The sequence below is a fragment of the Nitrospirota bacterium genome (assembly GCA_016214855.1).
GTDB lineage: Bacteria > Nitrospirota > Thermodesulfovibrionia > Thermodesulfovibrionales > UBA6898 > UBA6898.
In genome coordinates, this window is the sequence record JACRMT010000020.1 from 16818 (window position 1) to 42436 (window position 25619).

Consider the following 25619-nt stretch of genomic DNA (forward strand, 5'->3'; position numbering starts at 1 on the left):
AACTGACAGCAGCAAAAGAACTGAGTGACACCCAAGGTTAAGCTGGCAAAGATATACGACCGAAATATTAAGCATACGTCTCAAGGAGGGTCAGATGAAACTCACGAGAAGAGAGCTGTTGAAAACGACTGCAGCCGTTGCTGCAGCGACAGCGGTTGGGATGACCGTGCCGCAAGAGCTGCAAGCAGCAGCAAAAAAGACTGAGGCCGGCTGGCGATGGGATAAGGCGGTCTGCAGGTTTTGTGGCACAGGCTGCGGTCTTATGGTCGCAACCAAGAATGACAGGATCGTTGCCGTGAAGGGAGATCCTGCTGCGCCGGTCAATATGGGCCTGAACTGCATTAAGGGATATTTCAACGCCAAGATTATTTATGGTGCGGACAGGCTTACGGAACCGCTCATGCGTGTCAACGACAAGGGAGAGTTTGACAAGAAGGGCAAGTTTAAGCCGATTACGTGGCAGAAGGCATTCGATGAAATGGCCAGACAGTTCAAGAAACACTACAGCACACTCGGTCCAAAGGGTGTGGCCGTGTTCGGATCAGGCCAGTACACCATCATGGAAGGGTATGCAGCTGCCAAGCTGATGAAAGCAGGCTTCAGATCCAACAACTTAGACCCCAATGCCAGACTCTGCATGGCGAGCGCGGTTGCCGCCTTCATGGAAACCTTTGGCATTGACGAACCTGCCGGCAACTATGATGACATGCATCATTCAGATACCATTGTTCTCTGGGGAGCAAACATGGCCGAGATGCACCCGGTGCTCTGGTCCAAGATCACGAACCGGAAACTTGCGGACTCCAAAAGAGTGAAGGTTATAAACCTTACGACCTTTACGAACCGGTGTTCGAGCCTGGCTGACAGCGAGATCATTATGAAACCGAACACTGACCTGGCGATCCAGAACTTCATTCTGCGCGAGATCGTGTATAACCGGCCACAGGCGATTGACTGGGATTTTGTGAACCAGAACTGTGTCTTTACAACCGGTCACGTGGACATAGGCTATGGCCTCCGACCGAAGATTGACCATCCAAAATATCGCAAGGAAGAGCTCGACACTGCAAGCAAAGAGTCCTTCAAGATCATTACGAAAGAGGAAGCAGTTGCCATGGGTGCGCTCGGAATTAAGGAAGGCAGCAGAATGGATATGAAGAATACCAATACTGCCGGTACACACTGGGCGATCAGTTTTGAGGACTTCAAGAAGGGCCTCGATCCTTACACGCTCGACTTTGTCGCAGCACTTGCCAAAGGCGATTCCAATGAATCTCTTGAGGATTTCAAGAAAAAACTGACTGCACTTGCTGATCTCTATGCAGAAAAAGACCGGAAGGTCGTGAGCTTCTGGACCATGGGCTTCAACCAGCATGTGCGCGGCACCTGGGTGAACGAGCAGATCTATGCTATCCATCTCATCCTCGGCAAGCAGTCACAGCCCGGCAACGGCGCTTTCAGTCTTACGGGACAGCCTTCTGCCTGCGGCACTGCCCGCGAGGTCGGAACCTTTGCTCACCGGCTGCCGGCTGACATGGTCGTTGCAAATCCCAAGCATCGGGCGATGACCGAAAAAATATGGAAACTGCCTGAGGGAACATTGAACCCGGTTGTCGGCTCGCATTTTATCAAGATCATGAGAGATCTTGAGGATGGCACGGTCAAGTGGGCCTGGGTCCAGGTGAATAACCCCTGGCAAAATGCTACGAACGCCAATCACTGGGTTGCTGCTGCGCGGGAGATGGACAACTTTATTGTTGTTTCAGACGCGTACCCGAGCATCTCGGCAAAAGTGGCTGATCTGATCCTTCCTGCTGCCATGATCTTCGAGAAATGGGGTGCGTACGGAAACGCGGAGCGCAGGACACAGCATTGGAAACAGCAGGTGACGCCTATCGGAAACTCCATGTCAGACACGTGGCAGACCGTGGAGTTTGCAAAGCGGTTCACCCTTGCCGAGGTCTGGAAGGAATGGAAGATCGATGACAAGAACACGCTTCCGAGTGTCATCGAGAAGGCCAAGGCCATGGGATACAAGGAGACGGATACGCTCTTCGATGTTCTCTTTGCGAACAAGGAGGCAAAGGCATTCAAATGGCCCGATCCTGTAGGTACAGGCTTCATGAACTCTGAGGCCGGTGGTGACAAGAGGAACGTTGAGGGCTTTAAGGGATACGGGTTCTTCCTGCAGAAATATCTCTGGGAGGAATACCGGCAGTTCGGTCTTGGCCATGGCCACGATCTTGCGGATTTCGATACTTATCATAAAGTCCGGGGACTCAGATGGCCGGTTGTTGACGGTAAGGAGACACTCTGGAGGTTCAATGCTGAATATGACCCCTATGCAAAAAAAGAGAATCGCGGCAAGTTCGCCTTCTACGGTGATGCCATGAAGGAAATTCCAAAGGGCGATCTCATGGGGCCGAAAGGCGATGAAAAACTGAAACTGCCGAACAAGGCTAAGATATTTCTGAGGCACTACATTGAGCCGCCGGAAAATCCGAGCAGCGAGTATCCTTTCTGGCTCTGCACCGGCAGGGTGCTTGAACATTGGCATACCGGCACCATGACCATGCGCGTGCCGGAGTTGTACCGCGCAGTGCCTGAGGCACTCTGCTTTATGAACGGAAATGACGCCAAAAAGAATGGCTTCAAGGATGGTGATCTTGTCTGGGTCGAGTCCCGGCGAGGCAAGGTCAAGGCCCGTGTCGAGACCCGGGGAAGGAATCTGCCGCCCCAGGGACTGATCTTTATACCGTTCTTTGATGAAAATGTTTTTATCAATAAGGTGACGCTCGATGCCACCTGTCCGATCTCAAAGGAGCCGGACTACAAAAAATGCGCGGTAAAGATGTACAAGGCATAGAGGTGATGGTTTTTCATGGTAAGTGGAGATAAGGAAGAGAAGATGCCTGAGAGGAGAAAATTCCTGTTTGACATGGTCAGGGGCCTTGGCGCTGCAACAGTTGGAGGGCTTGCATGGACAGACATGCTTGACGGGAAAAAAACCTTTGCGACTATTCTGCGGCCTCCTGGCGCAGTGGTTGAGCAGGAGTTTCTTGCAAAATGCACGAAATGCGGCCTCTGCGTCGAAGCATGTCCGTACAAGGCGCTTCTGCTTGCGAAGCCGGGAGATGAACGGCCAGTCGGCACACCGTATTTTCAGATGCGTGAGAATCCCTGCAGAATGTGCAGGGACATTCCCTGTGCAGTGAGCTGCCCCACCGGCGCGCTTCTCCCTTCGCTGGTAAGCGACAGTGATGAGCAGGGGAAGTCACGTTTGGATGTCAACCTGACAAAGATCGGCCTTGCATTGATCGACAGGGAGACATGCATCGCTTACTGGGGAATCCAGTGCGATGCGTGTTATCGGGCATGCCCTTTGATTGATAAGGCGGTTACGGTTGAATACACGAAGAACGAACGGACAGGCAAGCATGCGATGCTTGCACCGGTTGTTCACAGCGACCACTGCACCGGATGCGGCATATGCGAACATGCCTGCGTTACGAAAAAGGCCTCGATCTTCGTGCTTCCAAGAGAGCTTGCCATGGGAGAGTCATCAGACCGGTACATACGGGGATGGGACGATGCTGATGAGGAACGGATGCAAGGCCTTCCTGAGGAGACAACGACCAGGACACCGCGGTCAGAAAAGTCCCCGCTTGACTACCTGAACAAGGGAGACCTTTGATATGCCAATGTTCAGAGAATATAAGTTTATGGTACTGCGCAGGACCAGCCAGATTTCTATCATGCTCTTATTTGTGTCAGGTAACCTGCTCGGATGGCATGTCCTGAGAGGCAATCTCAGCACATCAAAGGTGCTGGATAGTGTACCGTTGACCGATCCCTTTACCCTTCTCCAGATATTTGCCGCAAAACACCTTGTTTCAGGGCAGGCGCTTGCAGGTGCTCTGATCATTGTCCTTTTTTTCGGCCTGATCGCAGGCAGGTCCTTCTGCAGCTGGGTCTGTCCTCTCAACATGGTGACCGATCTTGCTAACTGGCTCAGAAAAAAGACCGGCCTTGATGCTTTGGGTAAAGGCCCTGTGATCAGCAGGAAGACGCGGTACTGGGTCATTGGTACCAGTCTTGCTGTTTCCCTGGCAACAGGCGTTGCTGCCTTTGAGTGGATCAGTCCTATATCCATGCTGCATCGGGGCATTATTTTTGGCATGGGCATGGGATGGACCATGATACTTGCAGTTTTTTTATTCGACCTGTTTGTAAAAAGAGATGGCTTCTGCGGCCACCTCTGTCCTTTGGGCGGCTTTTACGCTCTCATCACACGGTTCAGCCTGGTCAGAGTCATGCACAGCAAAGAGAAATGTACACTCTGCATGAACTGTCTTGAGATCTGCCCTGAGCAGCAGGTTCTGCCCATGGTCGGAAAGGTCAGCAGCGCAGTGGCATCAGGAGAGTGTACGAACTGCGGCAGATGCGTAGAGGTATGCAATGAGAATGCCATGAAGTTCGGAATCCGGTTTTCTCCGGAGAAAAACAAAACCAGTATTGCATGATCATATAAGGAGGGTCCCATGAAAGACATCTGCAGAAAAGGATTCATAGCAATGGGGATGGCCGTTATACTGTCTCTCGGAATCAGTCCGGCTGTTGCTGACGAGAAGAAGCATAAAGAAAAGAGCGAAGAGGAGCTTGGGATCAGGAAGGAGACACTCTATGACGAAAGTAAGGTCATGCCTCAGCATGGCGAATACGGCAAGGCTGAGCCCGGCAAGAGCAAGAGGATAGAGCGGGCTTTTGAGAACAGTCCGCCGCTTATCCCCCATGACCTGACCGGTATGCTTCCGGTGGTAGAGACGAACAATGCATGCCTTAACTGTCATATGCCCGATGCTGCCCGGGCAATGAATGCCACGCCCCTGCCAAAGTCTCATTTTGTGGATATGGATACAGGCAAAGACCTGAAGGGCAGTCTGGATGGGAAACGGTACCCGTGCATGCAGTGCCATGTGCCTCAGGTGAAGATACCTGAGGCGATCAAGAACACCTTCAAGGCTGAGTTCAGAAGTAAAAAATCGAAGACCAGCTCGAATCTCCTTGACTCTCTGAACGAAGGGGTCAAGAGCGAATGAACAAGGATTATGCTGTCGTGCTATCCGTTGAGAAAAGAGGCGCTCTGTGAGCATATCGAGCATGGTTGTTATGACTCTGCCGGAGAACCTCGAAGCAGTTCTCGCAGAGCTGGAAAGATCGCAGCTCTGCGAGGTTTTTCTTTCAGATCAGTCGGGAAAGATCATTGTCACGATCGAGGCCGATGAGGTCAGAGGCGGGATGCAGAAGATGGGGGAAATACAGAATCTTCCCCATGTCCTTTCGGTCCAGCTTGCCTATTCGTATTATGAAGAACATGAAAAAGGCTCAGAAATAAACAGCCCTCCTGCTGGGTGAATAGTTTTCACCAGACGCGAACCATTGTCGCCTTCTTGACTAACTCATAAATATATGTTTATATATTTCTATGCGAGGCAGGGAGATGGCATATGCTTGACGCATTTGCATCATATATTACATACAGTCTGTTCAATGTTTCTCAGGGCAGCAGGCTCGGTGATGCTCTTCATTTCTTTATATACGACACCATAAAGATATTCCTGCTGCTTTCGGTCATCATATTCGCTGTTTCTGTTATCAGGAGTTATTTCCCCCCTGAGCGGACAAGGAAAATACTCTCACATAAAAAAGAATTTATCGGAAATATTCTTGCTGCGCTTCTTGGCATTGTTACTCCTTTCTGCTCCTGTTCAGCTGTTCCCCTGTTCATAGGTTTTATAGAGGCCGGTGTGCCTCTTGGCGTAACCTTCTCTTTTCTGATCTCCTCACCCATGGTAAATGAGGTGGCGGTTGTCCTCCTTTGGGGACTCTTCGGCTGGAAGATCGCTGCGATCTATCTGGGAACCGGGCTTCTGGTCGCCATAGTTGCGGGGTTGGCAATAGGGAAGCTGAAACTCGAAAAATGGGTGCAGGAATATGTCTACAAAATTCAGATCGGGCAGGGACAGGAAATTATTAAACAGGTCTTCAGAGACCGCCTGAAGTATGCGAAATGGAATACCGCAGATATCGTGAAAAAGGTCTGGCCTTATATTATTGTTGCCATCGGCATCGGCGGATTCATCCACGGGTATGTTCCCCAGGATTTTCTGGTGAAATACGCGGGACCGCAGAACCCATTTGCTGTGCCGATTGCTGTAGCGCTTGGAGTGCCGCTCTATTCCAATGCAGCAGGCGTAATCCCGATTGTCTACGCCCTTATGGAGAAGGGTCTAAGCACAGGGACAGTCCTGGCGTTTATGATGGCAGTGACAGCGCTCTCCCTTCCGGAGATGATCATCCTCAGAAAAGTATTAAAAGTCCCCCTGCTCGCAGTATTTGCAGGAATTATGACCATAACTATTACGGCTGTCGGCTATCTCTTTAACGCTATTTTATAGGAGGCATGCATATGGAGATCAAGGTATTAGGCCCGGGGTGTGCTAATTGCCATGCCATGGAAAGACTGGTTCAGGCCGCTGTCAGTGAACTCGGCATTATCGCCAATATCGAGAAGATTGCCGATATACAGGAGATCATGAAATATACGATGTCTACTCCCGGGCTCGTGGTGAACGGCAAGCTCAAACACTCCGGCAAACCCTTGCCCAGTCTTGAGAAGGTGAAAGAATTGCTAAAGGCTGAGGACTGAAAATATGCGGGACCTGCTTATTATATTTAAGGCTCTCTCCGACGAAACAAGACTCAGGATCATCAAGCTGCTTGAAAGGGGTGAACTCTGTGTCTGTGATATTGTCGCAGCGCTTGATATGGTTCAGCCGAAGGTATCGTTTCATCTTGCGGCACTGAAAGATGCCGGTTTTATAAAGGACAGAAAACAGGGGCGGTGGACCCATTATAGTCTTGATGATTCGGATTTCTTCAAGAGATCCCTTCTTTTGTCTGTAATGGAAAGGACACCAGCGAAAGCAGTAGCTTTGGACCGGGAAAAGCTTGAGGATTTTCTGGAGGGCAAGCCGGCAAAAGGAGACGTTGTTCCCATGCAAAGCAAAAAAAGATGCTGCGGAGAATGATGATGGCCGAAATCGCAGACAAAAGGCTTTCTTTTCTCGACCGCTTTCTAACGCTTTGGATATTCGGCGCAATGGTCCTCGGTGTCGGCCTTGGATTTTTTATTCCGGGAACAGAGGGGTTCATCAACCTGTTTCAGGTCGGCACCACGAACATACCGATAGCCATCGGTCTTATCCTGATGATGTACCCTCCCTTGGCAAAAGTTAAATACGAGGAATTGGGGGAAGTATTCAGAAATAAGAAGATCCTCCTGCTTTCTCTCGCACAGAACTGGGTTATAGGTCCTGTTCTCATGTTCCTGTTAGCCATAGCCTTTCTTTCCGGATATCCGGAATATATGGTCGGCCTGATCATGATCGGTCTTGCCCGATGCATTGCCATGGTCATTGTATGGAACGATCTTGCCTGCGGCGATACCGAGTACGCAGCAGGACTTGTCGCCTTTAACTCGATATTCCAGGTGCTCTTCTTCTCTGTCTATGCGTATGTTTTCATAACCGTCCTTCCTGCATGGTTCGGACTCAGGGGCGTTGTGGTCAATGTGACCATAGGCCAGATAGCTGAGAGCGTTTTCATCTATCTCGGCATACCGTTTCTGGCAGGCATGTTTACCCGCTTTGTCCTGCTTAAAGTAAAGAGCCGGGAATGGTATGCGAAGGTATTTATACCAAGAATAAGTCCGATCACACTCATTTCGCTCCTCTTTACTATTGTGGTGATGTTCTCTCTCAAAGGCAATTACATCGTGAAGTTGCCGCTGGACGTCCTGCGGATTGCCGTGCCGCTGCTGATCTATTTTGCAGTAATGTTTCTTGTCTCCTTCTATTTGGGAAAGAAGATAGGCGCTGATTATCCAAAGACAGCCACGCTTTCCTTTACGGCAGCAAGCAATAATTTCGAACTTGCAATCGCGGTCGCTGTTGCGGTCTTCGGCATCAATTCAGGCGAAGCCTTTGCTGCAGTCATCGGCCCGCTCGTCGAAGTGCCGGTATTGATTGGCCTCGTGAATGTGGCGCTTTATTTCCAGAAGAAGTATTTCAAACTTGAATACTGTCGGGTGAATAATGCTGATCTGTTGTGAACTTTTCATGAAAGCTGGACAGGGATAAGGTAATGACAAGGGATCTTATCTGTTACTGTTTTGCCTACTCTGAAGAAGACATTGTCAGGGATGTCAGGGAAAATAATGGCATTTCCTCAATTCTGGAACGAATACGCAGTGAGAAAAAAAGGGGTGGGTGCAACTGCAAGACGAACCACCCTGAGGGCAGGTGATGTCTCGGCGATGTCCGCCGTGTTGCGGACGAGGCAAAGAAGCGGTTGATTAATGTTTCCGCGGAAGACAGGGGATGAGTTTAATCTTGCATGTTGTAATAGAGAAATCCAGATTATTATCGAGTACCGGAATGGATAATAGTTCAATAAAACGCCTCGGCTGGAGCCTGGTCGTTACCCTGGTCATATTCGTCGCCGAGGTGATCGGCGGCGTACTGAGCCGCAGTCTTGCTCTCCTGAGCGATGCCGGGCATGCGCTGACCGACGCCTTTGCGCTTGGCCTGAGCCTCATAGCCCTTCTGATCATGGAGCGGCCTTCCGACCACAAGGCAACCTATGGGTACCAGCGCATAGGCCTGCTCGCAGCCCTTATCAACGGCATCAGCCTTGTAGTTATAGCCCTGTTCATCTTTATGGAGGCGTATAAGCGCCTTCATGCTCCGCCCGAGATCAATTCATCGGTGATGCTTTTTATTGCGACAGCAGGGCTCTTTGGCAATTTGGTCATGGCATGGATTTTAGGACACAAGCATCATGACCTGAATATGAAGAGTGCGTGGCTCCATGTGCTCGGCGATACCCTGGCTTCAGCAGGGGTTATCATAGCCGGGCTGATCATTAAGTTTACCGGTTGGGTGCTTGCCGATACCATTGCGAGCGCCATTGTCGGATGCATGATCATCATCGGCGGGACCCGCGTCATAAAAGAAGCCCTCTGGATACTCCTGGACCTCAGTCCGATCGGCTTTCATGCAGAGGATTTTGCAAAGGTTATAGCAGAAATGCCGGGGGTGCGCAATGTACATGATCTGCATATATGGTCCATTGGTCACGGCATACCTGCTTTTTCGGCACATGTTCAGGTTCATGACCAGAAGATAAGCGAAGCCGATGCCATTCGGAAGGAGATCGAGCAAAGGCTCGAACAGAGGGGAATAAAGCATGCCGTGATCCAGATGGAGTGCGAAGACTGCTGTAATAATGAGATCTACTGCCGCGTGAATGCAGAAAGCAGCCACCTTGGGCACCATCATCAATAAAAATCCGGATTAAGGTGCAAAGATGCTCAGCATGAATAACGAATATGAACACGAGTTTCAAAGAGTTTATGAACGCTTCCATGAAAAGATTCGACGCTATCTGGCCAGAATGGTCAACGAAACTGAAGCTGATGATCTATCCCAGGAGGTTTTCGTAAAGGTCAGCCGGGGGTTGAAGGATTTCAAACGAAGATCCAGCCTTTCAACATGGATCTACAAAATAGCAACCAACACGGCATTTGACAGGCTGCGTTCGCTCTCATTACAGAAAGAGACTTCGGATATTCTGCACGGAAACGATGAAGGAGACGTTGAGGCTGCATATCTGGAGACGGAAGACCATAAACCTTCGCTTGAGGCATCTCTGATCAAAAAAGAAATGAATACCTGCATTCGTGGTATGGTGGATGGGCTGCAGGAAAAGTATCGGACTGTGCTGGTTCTGAGTGATTTTGAAGAACTGGCCAGTGATGAAATTGCCCACATTCTCGGCATATCTTCGGATACGGTAAAGATCAGACTGCACCGGGCCAGAGCGCGGCTCAGGAAGGAACTGAAGGCAGGATGCAATCTCTATCGTGATGAGCGCAATGAACTGGCCTGTGAAAGGACTTCCACTTCTCTTATGTTTCTCAAATAATAGATGTATCCTTTCCTGCCCCTTCTTCGTCTATAGGACAGGAAGGAGGTGATATGCCATGAAGCTTGATAACCGGATTACAGAATTGATCGCGATAGGGGCATCGGTAACAGCAAACTGCCAGCCATGTCTGCAGTATCATGTTGATAAGGCGCTGGAAAGCGGGGCCAGTGACCCTGAAATTGCACAGGCAATTGAAGTTGCAAAAACAGTCAGAAAGGGCGCTGCAGGAAAGATGGATCAGTTCGCTGCAACCATCAGTAAAACTGCACCGTCAAATGCAGGAGCATCGATGCAAGGATGCGGATGTAGCTAGGGCTGCCGGAAAAAGCCTTGCAGCGGAGTGCAGAAGATGCCTCAGCTGCAAGGCTTTTCTTATATAGGCGAACAACGGGTAAAAAAAGCAGAAAGTCCTGCATGGTGGAGAAAAGACTTGAAGTGCCTGCTCGGGAAACCCCTCACTCTGGTGCACTACTGCAACGGCATATTTTAAATTTACGTGTTGTTTCCATGAGATAGCACATACGACTCCGGTTACCCGGCAGGGGAAATCAGCTTTTGAGCAGCAATTTTCTCGCATCCCCCAGCCGGAGGGTTACTCTCGCTGCGTCGAGGTGTTCGAGAAAGGGAAGAGCGAATTTGCGGGATGTATTGAGAAGGTCTCGGAATTCTGCTACCGTGAGCTCCGGTTTCCTGGCGAAGAAGGTCTTCAAGGCTGTTATCATCTTGTCATATGCAGCGGCAGACAGGTAGATCGATTCGTTGACCCTTACCACAGCGCGCTCTTTTGCCAATATGTTGAGAATATCGGTTATCTGCTTCTGATCCATCTTCAGGGCCTCTGCCATCTCTGTCTTGGTGAGCGGCTGAAACTCTCCCTGTGCGAGAAGGTCGACGATCTTCGCCTTATGGGCTTCAGCAGCGCCGGATAGCGCTACTCTGAACGTTTTCAGCCTGAGCAGGTCCTTATCAACGGTCACATCTTTGAGCGATGTCAGAAGATAATTAAAGAGCCTCGGATCGCTGTTCAGAAGAGTTCTTGCCTCTTCTTTTGGCATGCCCGGCTTGAGGGGATGCTCTTTATGGAATATTATGAGCAGGTTGCGCACCCTGCTGTTCAGGAGGTCAAAGGCATGTTTATGAATAAGCAACTCCTCGTGTTTTATGATCAGGCCAGACTGCACGAGGCCATTAATGGCATTTCGTATGGCCGTAAGGTCAGCACTGATCCAGCCATGGAGCGCATGCGCTGAGATCCCAGCGGGCCCTGCTTTTTCGATCTTCAGTGCAAGCTTCTGATCGAGCTTGCCTGTATGCAATATTGATAGATCCTGAATGCCATCCTTTCTTTTTCTTCTGACCGGTGAAGGATCAAGCACTTCTCCGCCGCCGAGCGTTTCAAGAGGCGAGAATCTTCTGATGATATACCGGTCTCCTGACATGGCAATAACAGGAGTCTGAATCCTGAACTGGCAGAAACAGCTTTCGCCTGCCTTGAGCTCTTCTTTTTCGTAGAGGATGACGCGGGCGACCGTCTCGGCGGTACCAGCATAGAAATGCACAAGGCTCCTGTTTTTCAGTACAGGAACATTTGTCAGCAGTTCAAGAAAAAGATCCAGGGTTCTCGTCGGAACAAAACTTGAAGGAGCAACGGCAACGTCTCCCCGCTGAAGGTCATCCTTTTCGACGCCCTGGAGATTTATCGCGATCCTCTGGCCGGCATATGCCTTTTGGATGGCCTTGCCGTGGCTGTGGAGACCTCTTACTTTGGTTGTTATCCCCGCCGGAAGGATCTCGACCGGCGTATCAACCGCTATCATGCCGGATACCGCTGTGCCTGTGATAACAGTGCCGAATCCCTTCAGGGTAAAGACCCTGTCTATCGGCAGCCTGAATATCCCCTCTGCTGTCTTGGGGCGGATGGTGAGGGCAAGGTCCTTTATCGATTTTTTGAGAGAATCAAGATTTTCGCCGGTTTTGGAAGAAACAGGAATGACGGCAGCCTGTTCCAGAAAGGTTCCTTTAACAAAACCTTTGATTTCGTCTGCAACGAGACCAAGCCATTCTTTTTCGACAAGATCTGCCTTGGTTATCACGATCAGACCTGCCTTGATCTTCAGAAGATCGCATATGGCAAGGTGTTCGCGGCTCTGGGGCATGATGCCTTCGTCAGCAGCAATGACCATGAGCACAATATCTATGCCGCCTGCTCCGGCAAGCATGTTGCTTATCAGTTTCTCGTGACCGGGCACGTCCACGATTCCGACCGTGAGGCCGTCCTCAGGATAGGCGAGGTCGGCGAACCCGATATCAATGGTGATGCCCCGGTCTTTTTCCTCTTTCAGCCTGTCAGGGTCAATGCCCGTGAGGGCCTTTACGAGCGAACTTTTCCCATGGTCTATATGTCCGGCAGTGCCGAGGATGATATGTCGCATACTTTTTATTATAATATTTTTCAGACAGTTCTGTAATTTGTTATAATATTAAATTACAAGAAAAAGACGCTTACAAAATAAAGAACTGTATTACGGAGGTAGTGATGAAGAAACGTAACTGCTGGGAGGTCAAACAGTGCGGTCGTGAGCCTGGCGGCACGCATGAAAGCGACCTGGGGATCTGTCCTGTTACCGTGGAAATCCGACTCAATGAAGCTCACGGCGGCAAGAATGCCGGACGAAGCTGCTGGGTTGTGGCAGGAACGCTCTGTAAAGGCGAAACGCAGGGGACCTTTGCCCAGAAATACAAGAGCTGTGAGACCTGTGATTTCTATAAGCAGGTAAAACAGGAAGAAGCTCATCAATTTGTATTGTCTGCTGTGCTCCTCAGCAAGCTGAGAAGCAAGTAACGGGTAGAGAGAAAGGACCGGTTACGGCCTTAGTGCAGAAGAAACCATCTTGACGAGTTCTTTGATATCCTGATCCTGTATCGTTCTGGCGTCAAGCAGAATGGCATTGTCTCTTATCCGGGCTATGACCGGCGTTGAGCCTGTTCTCAGCCGCGTTTCCAATACATTTGCAGCGATATTTATTGGGTTTATTGAAACAGCAAAGGTCTCAAATTCGGCCTCAGGCAAAGAGCCGCCGCCGGCCTTTGAGGAGTCTCTTTCCACGGTCATTGTCAGGGCTATACCCGCTCCTTTCAGCTGTCTGCGGAGTTGTGCAGCGATCTTTTTTGCCCGCGACCTGATCGTTTCCGGCGACTGGAAGAGCATCCGGAGCACGGGTATGCTTTGCAATGCTTTCTCAGGATCAAGATAGTCCATGAGCGTTGCCTCAAAGGCTGCGATGGTCATCTTGTCGACCCTGACTGCGCGTGCAAGAGGATTTTTTCGGATCTTCTCAAGAAGATCCTGCCTGCCGACAATGATGCCGCCCTGCGGTCCCCCAAGAAGCTTGTCGCCGCTGAAGGTCACAAGATCTACACCGGATCTTACTATCTCCTGCACAGAAGGCTCTCCATGGATGCCGTGTGGTTTCAGGTCGATCAGGCAGCCGCTGCCGAGATCATACATGACAGGGATGCCGTGCTCTTTGCCCAATAGTGCAAGCTGTTCTATGGACACCTCTTCCGTGAAGCCGGTGATCTTATAATTTGACTGATGGACCTTGAGAATAAGACCTGTTTTCTCATTGACTGCCTTGCGGTAATCATGGAGGTGAGTCTTATTCGTTGTTCCGATCTCGCGAAGTGTTGCACCGCTTGCAGCCATCACATCAGGCACCCTGAAAGAGCCGCCGATTTCGACAAGTTCGCCTCTCGACACGATAGCTTCCCTGTCCTTCGCAAGAACGGCAAGAGAGAGAAATACCGCTGCAGCATTATTGTTCACGATCAGGGCATCCTCAGCCCCGGTTAGCTGACAGAGGATCCTCGTTGTATGGGAATGGCGCTTACCTCTCTTCCCTGCATTGAGGTCATATTCGAGATTAGAATATCCCCTGCTTGCGACAATCACATTGTGCACCGCTTTTTCGGAAAGCACTGCCCTCCCCAGATTCGTATGCAGCACGATGCCGGTCGCATTTATCACGGGAACCAGGCTGAAAGAGGAGAGCTGCTGAATTCTTGCGCTGATGCAGGATGAGAGGGCAGATGAGGCGATGTCCGGCTGTCCTCCTTCGAGTATCTTTTTTCTTTCCCCGGCTATGATATCCCTGATCGCCTGCACGACAATGGTTCTTGGGAACGAGGAAAGCCACTGGCCGCTGTCAGCGCCTTTCAGAAGTTCGTCGACAGACGGAAGCGCTGAAAGGACTGCGGCCTTTTCACTTTTGTCTTCTTTCACTTTGGCTCCATAATATCAGTTTGTTTACTGCACGTGAATGCCTTTCAGACCTTATTATGTCCTATAGCTGCTGCGATATCAAAGGGTCTTTTAGGCCTGCTTCCCGGAAGCCCTTTTCCCGCAGCCTGCAGCTGTCACATTTTCCGCAGGGGTAAAGGTTGTTGTGCGCGATATGTTGTGATGCGTGATCTGCGAATTCTTTCTTAACCCGTTGCCCGTTGCCCGTTGTCCGTTGCGTTATTGCCGGCTGAGGATCATAGCAGCTCCAGGTGAGCCCATAATCTATCCCCAGCGCTATACCTTTCTGTATGATCTCTGCCTTGGTCATGAAGATAAGAGGTGCTATTACATGAAAGTGAAAACTCCCTTCCACCGACGCCTTTGTCGCAAGATTGGCCATTTTTTCAAATGCCTTGAGATATTCAGGCCTGCAGTCGGGGTACCCGCTGTAATCAACGGCGTTGGCGCCGATAAAAATGGCTCCTGCCCCGAGCACCTCTGCCCAGGCAAGGGCAAAGGACAGAAAGATCGTATTGCGGGCCGGGACGTAAGTAGCCGGGATCGGTGATTCGTGATTCGTAATTCGTGATTCTGCGGTTTTTTGGGAGATGGCTTTTTTTGACTTGTTACGCATTACTGATAACGCATTACGGTTTTTCGGGACCGTCAGATCAGAAGTGAGCGCAGAGCCGCCGATATTGCGGAGGCTGAAGTCAACAATGAGATGTTTTTTTACCGCTAAGGCCGATGCAATGGAACGGGCTGATTCGAGTTCCCGCGCATGCCGCTGCTGATAGTCAAAGGTGACGGCATATAATTCATGGCCCTTTTCTTTTGCAATTGCCAGGGTCGTTGCAGAATCCAAGCCTCCGCTTAAAAGAACAACTGCCTTCCCAGGATTTTTGGCCCGCCTCATGTTATTTTTCCCGGCTGCATTCAAAATGATAACAAGGCGGCAAGCCAGAAGTAGGTGCTTTAAGCAGAGGAAGCGACGCAGTCATACTGCCTTGTATGTTGAGGAGTTGACAACCAAGCCAACGCAGTTTGCGCTTGAATGCCGCCCGGAATCAGTATACATCATCGCCTGTCCCAGGAGTCCGATCCGGTCCTGAGCTCTTTATAAAGAATCCGTCTTCTGACACCGTATAGATATAGGGACGACCCCAGGGATCTGATTCATTGGTTATCGCAGAAAGGTCAGGCGGATAGATCACGTTTTTTAATTTTGCTGCTTCTATGCTGAACCTGAGTTCCCTAATCTTTTTTGACGCATCAAAGACCTTCAGTGTCTCATCCTTCTGCATAAAAACAACAACAAAGGAGAGGATGAGAGATGCGGCCACCGCAAGATAGGGGATGTACTTCAGTGCAGTTCCTGTTTTCCTTGTCTCAGCGCTGCCCTCAGACGGGATGACAGGCGCAGCCTCCTGTGCATCGACCAATCCTTTTTCCATGAGCGAAAGGAGGGTTTTGGAGACTGTGTAGCTGTCCAGGCCGGTAAGGTCGATAATAGTACTGACATCATTCTGTCCGTCTACGCAGGCGAAAATCTCATTTTCCTCTTCGGTCAGGCCCGAGACATCATTTTCCTTTCGCATAAGAAGTGTGTCAAGGGTGATCCTGTCCTTGATAATGGAGAGCTCATCAAGGATCCTGAGACCTTCCATAAGAAGGTGTTGCGTATCAAGGGAAAAGGGAAGCTCCTTATCCTGCGGCACGCCCTGCGCTGCAAACTCATAGGTCCCCTGTTGCCAGCCGAAGAGCTGGACAACGGTCTCGGTAATCTGGCTGTTCAGGATCTCCTTTATCTTTTCCCTGTCAGCCAGTTCTCTCTGAATGAGCGCTGTGCCAAGTTTGATGCCGGTCCTGCGCTGTTCCTCAAGCACGGCCTTGAGATCTTCGTCCTTAATAACCCCTCTTTTTACCAGGATTTTGCCGAGGCGGTTATCCTCATTTCTTCTCTTGGAATCGGCCCCGACAATGTTCCCATCCACGAACAGGAGTTTTACCTTGTCTGTCTTGCCATCAAGCGCAAGGACTCCGGTCTTCCTCTGGAAGTAGATGAGCTGAAGGATATCAGCAAGTCCAAAATCTTTTAATGAGCCTTCTAAAGCCATCCCTTGGATATCCTCTGCCGGGTAAAGATATTGGAAATAATAAGCAATATAATTGCGATCACCAGCGACGCAAGGTTCACAACCCAGTGAGTCCCCCGGGCGTCAGGAGGCATGAAAGAAGTTGCGAGAGGAAAAAGCAGGAAGAACAGAAAAGGCCAGATGAAGAAAAAGCCGTACAGGATCTTCCCTGCATAGACCTGAGACGAACCGGGAATGATGAAAGAAAGCAGCTTCATGACATCCCTGCGGTGTTTCTGGTGTTCATAAATGGATAACAGTTGAGCAACGCGCTCTTTTACTTCGATCTCTTCGAGCTTTATGAGAGACCGAAAGCATTGAGGGCACATCTGCCCCCACATAATATGTTTTTCACATTGAGGACAGTAGATCTGATTGCATCGCCTGCAGCGGTATGCCTTGTTGCCGGCGTGGTTGTTCATCATATAAAAGGCGAATATCATCAGCACTGCGACAAGAGAAATGGACCATCCCGGAAAAACGGAAAGGTTGAATGTGGCCGCCTTAACCGGGGTTTTCCATGCAAGGGCCCAGAGAGATGAAGGGGGAATAGCCTCATCAGCCACTATCCTGTTCGGGTTCCTTCCCGCGATCGCCCGGTATCCTGTGACAGCATCCCGGTCGATCTGAAGCGCTTTTGCGAAGTATTCATTGCCCTTCTCGAAGTCCAGGCCCTCCCTATAGATCTGGGACAGGTTGTAATATGCTGAAGCAAGAGGCCGCATAGTTAACGAAGCATGATAACTTTTTATTGCTTCGTCCAGCTTATTCTGTCCGACATAGATATTGCCGAGATTTACATAAGCAGCTGCATCGGCCTCTGTTTTTATGAGATTGCTGTATGCTGCGGCAGCCTGATCATAATTTCCTGTGCGTTTCAATGCCAGTCCATAGGAAAACAGCGCGGGAGGCTCATCTGACGTCTTGAGAGCGGAAAGGGCATACGCATTGTCCTTTGATTCATTGACCTCGACAATGGCCTTCATGGTTCCTGACGATGAGACCTGCAGAAACCGCGCAGCAGTCCCCAAGAAAAAAGGAGAGACGACGAGAAAGAGCAGAAAGAAGTATACGAGTGTCTTGTCTATCTTCGGCATATACAGGCCAAGCAGGACCAGGATACCGGCAAGGAACAGGAGCGGACTGATCAGAGAACATACAAAGAGGAGGAACAGCAAGGTAATATTTTGCCGGGATTCTTCAAATTCATGGGAAAGCAGCGGCAGATCGCTGAATATGCGGATAATAATGATAATAAATATGGCAACGATGAACGAGAGCATAAGTCCCAGGTATGCAGCCCCGGCCAGGCTGAACGACCACCAGAAGTTCCTTGAATAGGCATTGAGGCCCGAGACCAGATGATCGACGCTGTCGAGAAGGCCGCTGTAGCTAAAAGAAAACGTTGATCTGGCATGAGCAAAGTGAGCTGCCGGAAGGTCGGGAGAGTACTCAGATGCCCTGCCGAGCAAAGCAGCTGCGTGCGATCTGTTTGCCGCTGACTCCTGCAGCAGAAGATATGAGGATACTTCCGAGTTTCTGATCCCGTTGTCAAGCCGGGATTCGGTAAACTCATCTGCAAGGCTGATTGCCGGCGACAATACTACGCAAAAAAACAGAAAAATAGTCAGCTTTCTCATGTCTTTCTGCCGACCTTTGATTCCGTGCCTGCTATCAGGCGCTTGATATTATCCTTGTGGCGCACTAGCAATATTATACTCATAATAATCGCAATGGGAAATTTTTCCTTCGTATCAAGAAAAAAAATGCTCAGGGGCAGGCTGCAGAAAGAGATCACTGCGCCGAGCGAGGAGTAGCGGGTCAATGCTACGGTCATAAGCCAGAGGATGATCGTGACCAGCGCTGCAAGCGGGGCATAGAGGCTAAGAACCCCGAGGCTGGTTGCGACACCCTTTCCTCCCTTAAATTTCAGGAATATCGAGAAGTTATGGCCAATTACCGCACTAATCCCTATAAGACCCTGATACGGTATCCCCACATCAAAAAATCTTGCAAGCAGAATAACCGCCGCTCCTTTGGCAAAATCTCCGATCAGGGTGAAGAGTGCCGGCAGTTTTCCGGTAGTGCGCAGGACGTTTGTAGCGCCGATATTTCCGCTGCCGGACTTCTGCAGGTCGATGCCGCGGTTTCCGGCAATAATCTGACCGACCGGTATGGACCCGATCAGAAAAGCGGCCAGCGACAGCAGAGCAAATTTCACACTTTTTTCCAGAACGAGATCGTGTATTGCACGCCTGATGTCACGGACAACACAAGGGCGATCCAGATAAATACCATGCCGATGTCATACAGATCGAAAGGAAGCTTATCAAAGATGCTGCCCATGAGTATGAGGCAGAGGACTGCTGTTATCTGGGCAGTAGTTTTAAGTTTACCTCCCATTTCTGCCGGGATAACAATATCCTTTGAAAGGGCCACGACCCTCAAACCCGTTACCAGAAAATCCCGTACAATAAGAATTATTGCAACGAATGCAGACACCCTTTCCATGTCAACAAGAACGATGAGCGCTGATATCACCAGGAACTTGTCTGCAAGAGGGTCCATAATGATGCCGAACTTGGTGATCTGGCCGGACCGCCGTGCAAGGTATCCGTCAAGAAAATCCGTGATCGAAGCTATGCTGAACACCAGGGCACCGATCACCGGATGGGTATAGACCGACAAAACGAAGAAGGGAATGAGAACGATCCTGCTCAGTGTCAGGATCGTCGGAAGGTTAAGCTTTAAAGTAGTCATCGCACATCCCTTTCCAGAGACCTTTAGCCTTAAGAATGAAATCCGTTACTTCTCTGACTGCTCCCCTCCCCCCCCTATTTTTCGTGACCATGACGGCATACTTCCTGGCTTCAGCATCAGCGTCAGCAACAGCGACGGGCAGACCTGCAACCGCCATGATCGGCGCGTCAATGATATCGTCGCCGACATAAGCCACTTCATGATCTTTCAGTGCATGCTGCTTCAGGAGCCTGGCATAGGCCGTCTTTTTGTTCAGACATTTCTGAAAGACGTCAGTGATGCCGAGTTCACGAGCTCTGCGCTCAACCACCTTCGAGTGTCTGCCGGTAATGATCGCGATCCGAATGCCTGCCTTCTGCAGCATTTTGATGCCATGGCCGTCCCGCACGTGAAATGCCTTGAATTCATTACCCTGATTATCCAGGATGATGCTTCCATCCGTGAGAACGCCGTCAACGTCCAGAATGAGAAGCTTTACACCTTTTGCGATTTCTTTTGCAGTGCCCTTTGCCGCTTGCCGCCTGCCTGCTTTGTTTCCTGCCCCTTGCTTTTCCATCTATGCGATCCCCTTCTTCAGAATGTCATGCAGGTGGAGCACTCCCGTTACCCGGTTATTCTCGCTGATCACGACAAGCGCTGTGATAGCAAGTTTTTCCATGATGCCCAGGGCCTTGGCTGCAAGTTCATCTTCTGCAATGATACGGGGATCCGTGGTCATTACTTCGCTGGCCATCATGTCAAAAAAGTCCTTGCCCCACTTTTCAATTCCTCTTCGCACATCGCCGTCAGTGATAATGCCGAGCATGGTTTTTTCGTTATCAGCGATAACGGTTATGCCCAGCCGCTTCGAAGATATGTTGATGACCGCCTCAGCAAGCGACGCGTCAGGCGGCGTGATCGGCAAAGAGTCACCAGAGTGCATAAGGTCCTTTACCCTGATAAAGAGTTTTTTCCCAAGGCTTCCGCTGGGATGGAAAGAAGCAAAGTCATCCTGCTGGAACCCTCGTTTAGTGAGGAGGGCAACGGCAATGGCGTCTCCCATGGCAAGTGCTGCCGTTGTTGAGGATGTCGGCACGATGCCGAGCGGGCAGGCCTCTTCCTGTACGGAAATATCGAGATTCACTTCTGCAGCCTTTGCAAGCGTGGAGCCGTGATTCCCTGTCAGAGAAATAAGCCCTACATTAAACCGCTTGAGAAAAGGTATGATGCTGATGATCTCGTCTGTTTCGCCGCTGTTTGAGATCGCTATAATGACATCGTCCGCTGTTACCATGCCGAGATCGCCGTGGCTTGCTTCAGCAGGATGCATGAAGAAGGAGGGTGTGCCTGTTGATGCCAGCGTGGCAGCGATCTTTTTGCCCACCAGGCCTGATTTTCCCATCCCGGTGACAACCACTCTCCCCTTGCTGTTGAGGATGATCTCAACAGCCTTTTCAAATGTCTGGTCGATCCTGTCAATGAGGCTGCGTACGGCATCTGCCTCGGTCTGCAGGACTTTTTTGGCAATGTCAATGCTGTTCAAAGAATTCATCAGTTCTAATCGAACTGGCATCTGAGCCAGCCCGGCGGTATTCCTTTTCTGTGGGCTTCGTTCTCTATGTCAGTGAGGTCTCTCTCTGCAGAAGACAGGTGGTCCTTTGCTTTCTTGAGCCTGCCCTGCAGCGTGTCCATTTTTCTGCTGGTGCGGACATGTTTTGACTGCTCCCGGGAAATGTCTTCTTCCCGCTCCCTGACATCCCTGCCTGCATCATCAATCTTTCTCTTCACGACCGCTGCCCTTTTGCACCAGTATTCCTGTTCCTGTTTTCCCCGTGCTTTCCTGCTGTCATCCTTTATTGCTGACGGGGGAGCTTTTCTCTGCTCCCTGGGTCTGCTGTCTGACGGATTGCGGTATTTATCTATATCATCATTGGTGAACGAAAGAGGCTTTTCCTCGCCGAAGCCTGCTCCCGTAAAAAAAAGAAGGACGGCAGCAGTCAATGCCAAAGAGAGCAGATGAGAAGAGAGGTTCTTCATATAGCATTTCCTCTTGTTGCACTGGCCTGCATTGCAACAAGGTCATGCACAGCCTTGACCCGTGTCAGAAAACCCTTCATCTCATCAAGTCTGATCATATTTGGGCCGTCACACAAAGCCCTCTCAGGGTCAGGATGGACCTCCATAAAGAGGCCGTCAATGCCTGCAGCAACAGCGGCTCTGGCCATCGGCTCGGCAAACTCTCTCTGTCCTCCTGAACTGGTGCCCTGTCCTCCCGGCAGCTGGAGGCTGTGCGTTACATCAAAGATCACCGGATATCCAAAGGAACGCATGATCGGAAATGACCTGAAATCGACAACAAGATTGTTGTACCCGAACGAGACGCCGCGCTCGGTGATAAAGAGATTCTCGTTTCCGCCTGATACGAACTTATCTATGATATTCCTGACATCCCAGGGAGCGAGAAATTGTCCCTTCTTAATATTCACCGGTTTGCCGGTCTCTGCTGCTGCCAGGACAAGGTCTGTCTGCCTGCAGAGGAATGCCGGGATTTGGAGTGCATCAAGCACCCCGGCTGCAGGACGGATCTCTGCCATGGCATGAATGTCGGCAATGACCGGGACCTGAAGCTTTGACCTGATATCAGAAAGTATTCTGAGGCCTCTGTCAATGCCGGGGCCCCGGAATGAAGAGACTGATGTACGGTTCGCCTTGTCAAAAGAGCTCTTAAAAATAAACGAGATGCCAAGATCCGAGCATATTGTTTTCAGCCTCTCAGCTGTTTCGCATGTTATGGCTTCGTCCTCGATGACGCAGGGGCCGGCTATGAGAAAAAGGTTCCCCGGATGCAAGGCTTCAGGGCCGACGCAGATAGTACTTTTCAACCCTGGCTCAGTCCCCTGACATCTGACTTGGCATCAGGAAAAAGAGAACGCTTTCCCTTGAGCGAGGCTTCAATAAATGCGCTGAAGAGTGGATGAGGCTCGGTCGGCCTGGACTTGAACTCAGGGTGGAACTGGCAGCCCAGGAACCAGGGATGGTCCTCTATCTCGACGATCTCGACAAGTTCACCGTCAGGGCTCGTTCCGCTGATCTTCATGCCCATTCTCGTGAGGACTCCCTTATATGCGTTGTTGAACTCATAGCGGTGTCTGTGGCGCTCAGAGATCTCCTTCTGTTTATAGGATGCCGAGGCATTGGTGTTCTGTTCGATGACGCAAGGGTATGCGCCGAGCCTCATGGTGCCGCCCTTATGAGAGCTCTCTGTGCGCTCTTCGATCCTGCCTTTTCTGAAGTCAAACCATTTTTCCATGAGATAGATGACCGGCGCCTGGGTGTTCAGATCGAATTCCGAGCTGTTTGCCTTGAGCTCGCAGACGTTTCTTGCGAACTCGATAACCGCGCACTGCATGCCAAGGCATATGCCGAAAAAGGGAATTTTCTTTTCCCTTGCATAGCGGACAGACTCGATCTTTCCCTCGATGCCCCGGTAGCCAAATCCCCCAGGCACCAGGATGCCGTCAACGTCTGAAAGATACTTTTCCGGTCCATTCACCTCGATCTCCTCAGAGTCGACCCAGAGGAGCTCTACCTTGCAGTCATTGGCAATGCCCCCATGGATCAACGCCTCGGTAAGGCTCTTGTATGAATCCTTGAGCCCGACATACTTGCCGACGATAGCAATGGTCACCTCATGCTTGGGCTCTTTCACCTTTCTCACGATGTCTTTCCAGAGGGCAAGATCCATCTCTTTTTGGGTCAGGTTGAGCTTTTTGACGATAAGCTGTTCTATGCCCTCGGCATTGAGCGCAAGGGGCACTTCATAAATGGTGTCAACGTCGATCGCATTGATGACCGCATCTGTTTCCAGGTTACAATGGATAGCGATCTTCTTTTTTGCCTCAGGCGGGATAAGCCTGTCTGTTCTGCAGAGCAGGATATCAGGCTGGATACCGATAGCACGCAGTTCTTTTACGCTGTGCTGGGTCGGCTTGGTTTTCAGTTCGCCGGATGTTTTGATATACGGAACCAGGGTCAGGTGAACGTACAGGCAGTTTTCCTTGCCCACGTCGTATCTCATCTGCCTGATCGCCTCAAGAAACGGCAGGCTCTCGATATCGCCGACCGTGCCGCCTATCTCAACGATGACTACATCGTTGCCCTCTCCGACAGACTTGATAGCCTGTTTGATCTCGTCGGTAATGTGGGGCACAACCTGAACCGTATCGCCGAGGTAGTCGCCGCGCCGCTCTTTGGAAATGACATTGTAATAGATCTTTCCGGTCGTGAAATTATTTTTCTGGGATGTCCTGATATGGGTGAACCGCTCATAATGGCCGAGGTCCAGATCTGCCTCAGCTCCGTCATCAGAGACAAAAACCTCTCCGTGCTGAAACGGGCTTAAGGTCCCGGGATCAACATTGATATACGGATCGAGCTTCTGGATCGTTACCGTGAGGCCGCCTGCCTCAAGAAGCGCACCGATGGATGCAGCAGCGATCCCCTTTCCCAATGACGACAAGACCCCGCCGGTTATAAAAATGAATTTAGGCATTGTTCCACCCTTTCTAAATCTTGGGGTGTATCCACCCCGATTGTTTCAAATAACGTCTGCCTGACCTTTATTCTGAACCCGTTTTCTATGGCCCTGAGTTGCTCAAGCTTCTCAATCATCTCCAACCGCGCCGGAGGAAGAGATGAGAGCTTCAACAGCACCTCGCGACGGTAGCTGTAGATCCCCACATGCTTAAAACAGTCGCGCACAACCAGATCGCTCTTTGCTCTCAGCTCCCTGCTCTGTGCAAGGGGGTCACTCCATTCATCCCGGTGATAGGGTATCGGCGCACGTGAAAAATACCATGCAAACCCTTCAGAATCAAATACAACCTTTACAATATTAGGATCGAAGATTTCCCTGCTGTCTCGAATCGGTATTGCCAGCGTGCCAAGAGATGCCCTTTTGTCGTCAAGTACAGAGATAACCGCATCGATCATCTCAGGCCTGATGAGGGGTTCATCCCCCTGGACATTGACCATTATATCACAATCCATCGCTGCTGCAACTTCAGCGATCCTGTCTGTGCCTGACTGATGATCAGGCGAGGTTATGATTGCTTTGCCGCCAAAGGAGATTACCGTTTTAAAGATCGTCTCGCTGTCGGTTGCGACAATTACCTCGCTCGCTAACCGGGAGTTGAGAGAGTTCTGATATACATGCTGAATTATGGGTATGCCTTTGAGGAGTGCAAGAGGCTTACCCGGGAAACGGGTCGATGCATAACGGGCAGGTATAACGACGATCGCGGACATAGATATCTTGGCACTCATTATATACTAATTGACCCAAATCTTGACAGCCGGAACGATAACCGTCCGACCTGTTTCTGAGATATACTGTACCCATGGAGATCCCAAAGAGAAAACTCGGCAGGACCGGCATTGATGTGACCATCCTCGGCCTTGGAGGCGAGGGTGTGCTTCGGACCTTTGGCCAGGAAAAGGAGGCGTACCAGCTCATCAACCGTGCAGTCGATCTGGGCATCACCTACTGCGAGTCTGCGCGGGCGTACTCAGGCAGCGAGTCCTATTACGGCCTTGCCCTGAAGGAGCGGAGGAAGGAGATATTCCTGACGAGCAAGTCGCACGCCCGGGACAAAAAGGGTGCCTTTGATCATCTCCATGAGACCCTCCGGAATATGAAGACCGACCATCTCGACCTCTGGCAGGTGCATGATGTGAGGACCGACGAGGAGATCGAAGAGATCTTCGGCAGGCAGGGGGCGATCGAGGCCTTTGTTGAGGCAAAGGAGAAGGGGCTTGTGCGGTTCGTCGGCCTGACCGGCCACCATGATCCGCTGATCTTAAGAAAGTGCATCGAGCGGTTCGCATTCGACACGGTCCTTATGCCGCTTAACCCGGCTGAACCCCATTACAACAGCTTTATCGGGCAGGTGATGCCGCTTGCTGTTGAGCGGGGCATGGGGGTCGTTGCGATGAAGGTCTATTTCAGGGGAGCCGCAGCGCAGATCGCACCGGGCAATCTCGATCTCTTCTTTCGCTATGCCCTGTCCCATCCGATAAGCACTGCAGTCATCGGCTGCGACACAATCGGGCAGCTTGAAGAGAATGTTCGCTTCGCCTCAGCCTTCAGCCCGCTGACAAAAGACGAACAGGAGATGCTCAGCGAGCAGCTTTCTCCTATCGCCCGGAAGTTGATGTATTACAAGCCATAAAAGGGGAGAACGCGCAGGTAAGCCGCTTGTCAGTCTTGACCTGCTTGATACTCATTAAGGCCCCCCTGAACCAGACCCGAAACAGGTATGATTCAGGGACCCAAAACCTTTTCCCACAGGAGGCCTTAAATGAGATTTTACACCACACAGCACAAATTTTACTGCGGTATCGATCTGCACGCA

General features: G+C 50.6%; 28 protein-coding genes. 15 read left to right on the forward strand and 13 right to left on the reverse strand.

Annotation, left to right across the window (positions count from 1 at the left end):
- The first annotated feature begins 94 nt into the window (after window positions 1–94).
- The 13 genes from napA (at window position 95) to HZB62_15505 (ending at window position 10363) form a co-directional block, all read left to right on the forward strand.
- Window positions 95–2866, forward strand: coding sequence for a nitrate reductase catalytic subunit NapA (gene napA, locus HZB62_15445; GenBank protein ID MBI5076545.1), 2772 nt, complete (start codon window positions 95–97; stop codon window positions 2864–2866).
- Window positions 2867–2881: 15 nt separating this feature from the next.
- Window positions 2882–3694: a ferredoxin-type protein NapG gene (napG, locus tag HZB62_15450; GenBank protein ID MBI5076546.1), complete on the forward strand. Its 813-nt coding sequence runs from the start codon at window positions 2882–2884 to the stop codon at window positions 3692–3694.
- Between the two features lie 7 nt (window positions 3695–3701).
- Window positions 3702–4523 carry a quinol dehydrogenase ferredoxin subunit NapH gene (napH, locus tag HZB62_15455; protein MBI5076547.1) on the forward strand — a complete coding sequence of 274 codons (822 nt, stop codon included), beginning with the start codon at window positions 3702–3704 and terminating at the stop codon, window positions 4521–4523.
- Window positions 4524–4580: 57 nt separating this feature from the next.
- A complete protein-coding gene (locus tag HZB62_15460) occupies window positions 4581–5099 on the forward strand; it encodes a nitrate reductase cytochrome c-type subunit (protein MBI5076548.1) in 519 nt (172 codons plus the stop codon).
- A 46-nt stretch (window positions 5100–5145) separates the two neighbouring features.
- Window positions 5146–5415, forward strand: a complete 270-nt coding sequence (locus tag HZB62_15465; protein ID MBI5076549.1) for a chaperone NapD — start codon at window positions 5146–5148, stop codon at window positions 5413–5415.
- A gap of 92 nt (window positions 5416–5507) precedes the next feature.
- Window positions 5508–6458: a permease gene (locus tag HZB62_15470; protein ID MBI5076550.1), complete on the forward strand. Its 951-nt coding sequence runs from the start codon at window positions 5508–5510 to the stop codon at window positions 6456–6458.
- Between the two features lie 11 nt (window positions 6459–6469).
- Window positions 6470–6709: a thioredoxin family protein gene (locus HZB62_15475; protein MBI5076551.1), complete on the forward strand. Its 240-nt coding sequence runs from the start codon at window positions 6470–6472 to the stop codon at window positions 6707–6709.
- A gap of 4 nt (window positions 6710–6713) precedes the next feature.
- A complete protein-coding gene (locus tag HZB62_15480; GenBank protein ID MBI5076552.1) occupies window positions 6714–7091 on the forward strand; it encodes a metalloregulator ArsR/SmtB family transcription factor in 378 nt (125 codons plus the stop codon).
- 2 nt (window positions 7092–7093) lie between these two features.
- A complete protein-coding gene (arsB, locus tag HZB62_15485; GenBank protein MBI5076553.1) occupies window positions 7094–8173 on the forward strand; it encodes an ACR3 family arsenite efflux transporter in 1080 nt (359 codons plus the stop codon).
- 32 nt (window positions 8174–8205) lie between these two features.
- Window positions 8206–8367 (forward strand): hypothetical protein, encoded by a 162-nt coding sequence (locus HZB62_15490; GenBank protein MBI5076554.1) that lies wholly within the window; start codon window positions 8206–8208, stop codon window positions 8365–8367.
- A gap of 131 nt (window positions 8368–8498) precedes the next feature.
- Complete coding sequence (locus HZB62_15495) at window positions 8499–9407, forward strand: cation transporter (protein MBI5076555.1); 909 nt, start codon at window positions 8499–8501, stop codon at window positions 9405–9407.
- 31 nt (window positions 9408–9438) lie between these two features.
- Window positions 9439–10047 (forward strand): RNA polymerase sigma factor, encoded by a 609-nt coding sequence (locus tag HZB62_15500; protein MBI5076556.1) that lies wholly within the window; start codon window positions 9439–9441, stop codon window positions 10045–10047.
- A 58-nt stretch (window positions 10048–10105) separates the two neighbouring features.
- Window positions 10106–10363, forward strand: coding sequence for a carboxymuconolactone decarboxylase family protein (locus HZB62_15505; protein ID MBI5076557.1), 258 nt, complete (start codon window positions 10106–10108; stop codon window positions 10361–10363).
- Window positions 10364–10598: 235 nt separating this feature from the next.
- On the opposite strand, the gene selB is transcribed toward HZB62_15505, so the two are convergent.
- Window positions 10599–12482: a selenocysteine-specific translation elongation factor gene (selB, locus tag HZB62_15510; protein MBI5076558.1), complete on the reverse strand. Its 1884-nt coding sequence runs from the start codon at window positions 12480–12482 to the stop codon at window positions 10599–10601.
- 104 nt (window positions 12483–12586) lie between these two features.
- On the opposite strand from selB, the gene HZB62_15515 reads away from it, so the two are divergent.
- Window positions 12587–12892, forward strand: coding sequence for a hypothetical protein (locus HZB62_15515; GenBank protein MBI5076559.1), 306 nt, complete (start codon window positions 12587–12589; stop codon window positions 12890–12892).
- 21 nt (window positions 12893–12913) lie between these two features.
- On the opposite strand, the gene HZB62_15520 is transcribed toward HZB62_15515, so the two are convergent.
- The 12 genes from HZB62_15520 to kdsB all read right to left on the reverse strand — a co-directional run bounded on the left by HZB62_15520 (window position 12914) and on the right by kdsB (window position 24513).
- Window positions 12914–14332, reverse strand: coding sequence for an L-seryl-tRNA(Sec) selenium transferase (locus HZB62_15520; protein MBI5076560.1), 1419 nt, complete (start codon window positions 14330–14332; stop codon window positions 12914–12916).
- Window positions 14333–14393: 61 nt separating this feature from the next.
- Window positions 14394–15248 (reverse strand): 7-cyano-7-deazaguanine synthase QueC, encoded by an 855-nt coding sequence (queC, locus tag HZB62_15525; GenBank protein MBI5076561.1) that lies wholly within the window; start codon window positions 15246–15248, stop codon window positions 14394–14396.
- Window positions 15249–15399: 151 nt separating this feature from the next.
- A complete protein-coding gene (locus HZB62_15530; GenBank protein ID MBI5076562.1) occupies window positions 15400–16449 on the reverse strand; it encodes a DUF4388 domain-containing protein in 1050 nt (349 codons plus the stop codon).
- Window positions 16440–18107, reverse strand: a complete 1668-nt coding sequence (locus HZB62_15535) for a tetratricopeptide repeat protein (protein ID MBI5076563.1) — start codon at window positions 18105–18107, stop codon at window positions 16440–16442. Before HZB62_15535 ends, HZB62_15530 begins: the two co-directional genes overlap by 10 nt.
- The gene (gene plsY / locus HZB62_15540) at window positions 18104–18688 is read right to left on the reverse strand and encodes a glycerol-3-phosphate 1-O-acyltransferase PlsY (GenBank protein MBI5076564.1); all 585 of its coding nucleotides are present in this window, start codon (window positions 18686–18688) and stop codon (window positions 18104–18106) included. Before plsY ends, HZB62_15535 begins: the two co-directional genes overlap by 4 nt.
- Entirely contained in the window at window positions 18685–19227 is a 543-nt protein-coding gene (pgsA, locus tag HZB62_15545) for a CDP-diacylglycerol--glycerol-3-phosphate 3-phosphatidyltransferase (protein ID MBI5076565.1), read from the reverse strand. Before pgsA ends, plsY begins: the two co-directional genes overlap by 4 nt.
- Window positions 19208–19783 (reverse strand): HAD-IIIA family hydrolase, encoded by a 576-nt coding sequence (locus HZB62_15550; protein MBI5076566.1) that lies wholly within the window; start codon window positions 19781–19783, stop codon window positions 19208–19210. Before HZB62_15550 ends, pgsA begins: the two co-directional genes overlap by 20 nt.
- Window positions 19784–20758: a KpsF/GutQ family sugar-phosphate isomerase gene (locus HZB62_15555; protein ID MBI5076567.1), complete on the reverse strand. Its 975-nt coding sequence runs from the start codon at window positions 20756–20758 to the stop codon at window positions 19784–19786.
- A gap of 5 nt (window positions 20759–20763) precedes the next feature.
- Complete coding sequence (locus HZB62_15560) at window positions 20764–21243, reverse strand: hypothetical protein (GenBank protein ID MBI5076568.1); 480 nt, start codon at window positions 21241–21243, stop codon at window positions 20764–20766.
- Window positions 21240–22088: a 3-deoxy-8-phosphooctulonate synthase gene (gene kdsA / locus HZB62_15565; GenBank protein ID MBI5076569.1), complete on the reverse strand. Its 849-nt coding sequence runs from the start codon at window positions 22086–22088 to the stop codon at window positions 21240–21242. Before kdsA ends, HZB62_15560 begins: the two co-directional genes overlap by 4 nt.
- Window positions 22085–23758, reverse strand: a complete 1674-nt coding sequence (locus HZB62_15570; protein ID MBI5076570.1) for a CTP synthase — start codon at window positions 23756–23758, stop codon at window positions 22085–22087. Before HZB62_15570 ends, kdsA begins: the two co-directional genes overlap by 4 nt.
- Complete coding sequence (gene kdsB, locus HZB62_15575; protein ID MBI5076571.1) at window positions 23737–24513, reverse strand: 3-deoxy-manno-octulosonate cytidylyltransferase; 777 nt, start codon at window positions 24511–24513, stop codon at window positions 23737–23739. The genes HZB62_15570 and kdsB overlap by 22 nt, the downstream gene beginning before the upstream one ends.
- 92 nt (window positions 24514–24605) lie before the next feature.
- On the opposite strand from kdsB, the gene HZB62_15580 reads away from it, so the two are divergent.
- Entirely contained in the window at window positions 24606–25436 is an 831-nt protein-coding gene (locus tag HZB62_15580) for an aldo/keto reductase (GenBank protein ID MBI5076572.1), read from the forward strand.
- Window positions 25437–25619: the final 183 nt, after the last annotated feature.

Bases quoted from the DNA above. Each gene is read 5' to 3' on its own strand.
- napA (MBI5076545.1), top strand. From the start codon at position 95: ATGAAACTCACGAGAAGAGAGCTGTTGAAAACGACTGCAGCCGTTGCT.
- napG (MBI5076546.1), top strand. From the start codon at position 2,882: ATGGTAAGTGGAGATAAGGAAGAGAAGATGCCTGAGAGGAGAAAATTC.
- napH (MBI5076547.1), top strand. From the start codon at position 3,702: ATGTTCAGAGAATATAAGTTTATGGTACTGCGCAGGACCAGCCAGATT.
- HZB62_15460 (MBI5076548.1), top strand. From the start codon at position 4,581: ATGGCCGTTATACTGTCTCTCGGAATCAGTCCGGCTGTTGCTGACGAG.
- HZB62_15470 (MBI5076550.1), top strand. From the start codon at position 5,508: ATGCTTGACGCATTTGCATCATATATTACATACAGTCTGTTCAATGTT.
- HZB62_15475 (MBI5076551.1), top strand. From the start codon at position 6,470: ATGGAGATCAAGGTATTAGGCCCGGGGTGTGCTAATTGCCATGCCATG.
- HZB62_15480 (MBI5076552.1), top strand. From the start codon at position 6,714: ATGCGGGACCTGCTTATTATATTTAAGGCTCTCTCCGACGAAACAAGA.
- arsB (MBI5076553.1), top strand. From the start codon at position 7,094: ATGGCCGAAATCGCAGACAAAAGGCTTTCTTTTCTCGACCGCTTTCTA.
- HZB62_15490 (MBI5076554.1), top strand. From the start codon at position 8,206: ATGACAAGGGATCTTATCTGTTACTGTTTTGCCTACTCTGAAGAAGAC.
- HZB62_15495 (MBI5076555.1), top strand. From the start codon at position 8,499: ATGGATAATAGTTCAATAAAACGCCTCGGCTGGAGCCTGGTCGTTACC.
- HZB62_15500 (MBI5076556.1), top strand. From the start codon at position 9,439: ATGAATAACGAATATGAACACGAGTTTCAAAGAGTTTATGAACGCTTC.
- HZB62_15505 (MBI5076557.1), top strand. From the start codon at position 10,106: ATGAAGCTTGATAACCGGATTACAGAATTGATCGCGATAGGGGCATCG.
- selB (MBI5076558.1), bottom strand. From the start codon at position 12,482: ATGCGACATATCATCCTCGGCACTGCCGGACATATAGACCATGGGAAA.
- HZB62_15515 (MBI5076559.1), top strand. From the start codon at position 12,587: ATGAAGAAACGTAACTGCTGGGAGGTCAAACAGTGCGGTCGTGAGCCT.
- queC (MBI5076561.1), bottom strand. From the start codon at position 15,248: ATGAGGCGGGCCAAAAATCCTGGGAAGGCAGTTGTTCTTTTAAGCGGA.
- HZB62_15530 (MBI5076562.1), bottom strand. From the start codon at position 16,449: ATGGCTTTAGAAGGCTCATTAAAAGATTTTGGACTTGCTGATATCCTT.
- HZB62_15535 (MBI5076563.1), bottom strand. From the start codon at position 18,107: ATGAGAAAGCTGACTATTTTTCTGTTTTTTTGCGTAGTATTGTCGCCG.
- pgsA (MBI5076565.1), bottom strand. From the start codon at position 19,227: ATGACTACTTTAAAGCTTAACCTTCCGACGATCCTGACACTGAGCAGG.
- HZB62_15550 (MBI5076566.1), bottom strand. From the start codon at position 19,783: ATGGAAAAGCAAGGGGCAGGAAACAAAGCAGGCAGGCGGCAAGCGGCA.
- HZB62_15555 (MBI5076567.1), bottom strand. From the start codon at position 20,758: ATGAATTCTTTGAACAGCATTGACATTGCCAAAAAAGTCCTGCAGACC.
- HZB62_15560 (MBI5076568.1), bottom strand. From the start codon at position 21,243: ATGAAGAACCTCTCTTCTCATCTGCTCTCTTTGGCATTGACTGCTGCC.
- HZB62_15570 (MBI5076570.1), bottom strand. From the start codon at position 23,758: ATGCCTAAATTCATTTTTATAACCGGCGGGGTCTTGTCGTCATTGGGA.
- kdsB (MBI5076571.1), bottom strand. From the start codon at position 24,513: ATGTCCGCGATCGTCGTTATACCTGCCCGTTATGCATCGACCCGTTTC.
- HZB62_15580 (MBI5076572.1), top strand. From the start codon at position 24,606: ATGGAGATCCCAAAGAGAAAACTCGGCAGGACCGGCATTGATGTGACC.